Source organism: Pseudarthrobacter cellobiosi (genome assembly GCF_023913755.1).
Lineage (GTDB): Bacteria > Actinomycetota > Actinomycetes > Actinomycetales > Micrococcaceae > Arthrobacter > Arthrobacter cellobiosi.
Genome location: NZ_JAMXBJ010000004.1, coordinates 1 through 1,725, shown reverse-complemented (window position 1 = coordinate 1,725; position 1,725 = coordinate 1). Strand labels below are relative to the sequence as shown.

The 1,725-nt window shown below is 67.1% G+C and carries 2 protein-coding genes; both read right to left on the bottom strand.

Features of this window, described 5'->3' with window-relative positions; all coding sequences use genetic code 11:
- On the bottom strand, positions 1-602 hold a 602-nt coding region (locus NG696_RS00025; RefSeq protein ID WP_252573445.1), incomplete at its 3' end, for a fumarylacetoacetate hydrolase family protein.
- Positions 602-1,725, bottom strand: a 1,124-nt coding sequence (locus NG696_RS00020; RefSeq protein WP_252573443.1) for a cupin domain-containing protein, incomplete at its 5' end; no start/stop codon positions are given. The genes NG696_RS00025 and NG696_RS00020, both read right to left, overlap by 1 nt.

Here is a 1,725-nt window from a genome sequence, read left to right as displayed (position 1 = left end):
TGGATTTCCCCGTCCACGGCGCTGGTCATCAGCGGGCCGGCGGTGAATTCGTCCTGCGTGACCAGGGCGGGTCCGAACGGGGTGGACTTCTCCCACGTTTTGCCCTGGAGCCACTGGATGGTGCGGAACTGGTAGTCGCGCATGGACACGTCGTTGAGCACGGCGTACCCGGCGATGTGGTCCTTGGCGTCGGCCTCGGCGATGCGGCGGCCGGTATTGCCGATGACGACGGCGAGTTCGGCTTCCCAGTCCACGGTGTCGGATTCCTGCGGGAGGGCCAGGTCATCATTTGGCCCGATCAGGGATTCGGCGTACTTGGCGAACAGGGTGGGGTATTCGGGGACTTCCCGGCCCATTTCCTTGATGTGGTTGCGGTAGTTGTGGCCCACGCAGATGATCTTGCCGGGGGCGGGAACCACCGGGGCGAGGTCCGCGCCCTCCAGGGGGTGGGTGGCGCCGTTGGCGGCTTTGGCGATGGCCTCCCAGGAGGGGTCCTTCAGGAGGGTCCCGACGTCGGTGAATCCGTCGATCTCGGTGAGGGTGTCGCCGTCCTGGCGCACCGCCGTCGTGCCTTCAGAAGTGCGGAGGGTGAGGAGTCTCATTACTTGGTGCGTCCTTCGGTGTAGGTGCGGTTGAAGTTCAGGCGTTCAAAGATGGGGGCGTCGCTGAAGCGGAACAGATCAAACTCTGCAGCCTCGTCGGCGGTCAGGGACCATTCGGTCCAGGACGGGACGACGAACAGGTCGCCCTTGGCCAGAGACTTGGCCTCGCCGTTCAGGACCGCGGTGCCGGAGCCTTCGAAGACCTGCCAGACACTGGACCCGACTTCGCGCAAGGGCTCGGTGGCGGCGCCGGCCCGGAGGCGGTGGAACTCGGCCCGGATGGTGGGCATCACGTCCCCGCCGGTGGTCGGGTTCGAGTACCGGACCGCGGCGTGGCCCTGGGACACGGTGGCCGGATGGCCCTCGTCCTCCAGGAGTAGCTGTTCTGCCAGGGCGGCGTCGGTGTGTTCCCACCGGTACGCCGCGATGGGGGAGTTGACCGTGTCCTGGAGACCCGAGAGCGGGCGGAGGCCGGGGTGGGCCCAGAGCCGCTCGGACCGGGAAATCTCCGGGGTCGCTTCGTCGGTGACGCGTTCGGTGCCGAACTCGAAGAACCCGGCGTCCGCGTAATGCACAAACGGGATATCCAGCCCATCGATCCAGGCCATCGGGGAGTCGGTGTCGTTGTGGTGGCCGTGGAAGTTCCAGCCCGGTGTCAGTAGGAAATCACCGCGGCGCATCGCCACCGGATCCCCGTTCACCACCGTCCACACGCCTTCGCCCTCGACCACGAACCGGAACGCGTTTTGGGAGTGGCGGTGCTCCGGGGCAGTCTCGCGGGCGCCCAGGTACTGGATCGCAGCCCACAACGTCGGGGTCGCGTACGGGGTCCCGGCAAGGCCCGGGTTCGACAACGCGATCGCGCGGCGTTCCCCGCCCCGCCCGACCGGGACCAGGTCACCGGCACGTGCGGCCAGCGGGTACAGGTCGCTCCAGCGCCACACATGCGGCACCGCCTTCGGCGACGGAACCATCGGCATCAGATCCCCGATCTCCGTCCACAACGGAATCAGGTTCTCCTTATCGAAATCCCGGTACAACTCCGCAAGCTGCGCAGCCTCCTCCGGCGACGGCTCCGGAACAACCTGGCCGGCGGCAACAGAAGCATGCGTAAGATTCTCGG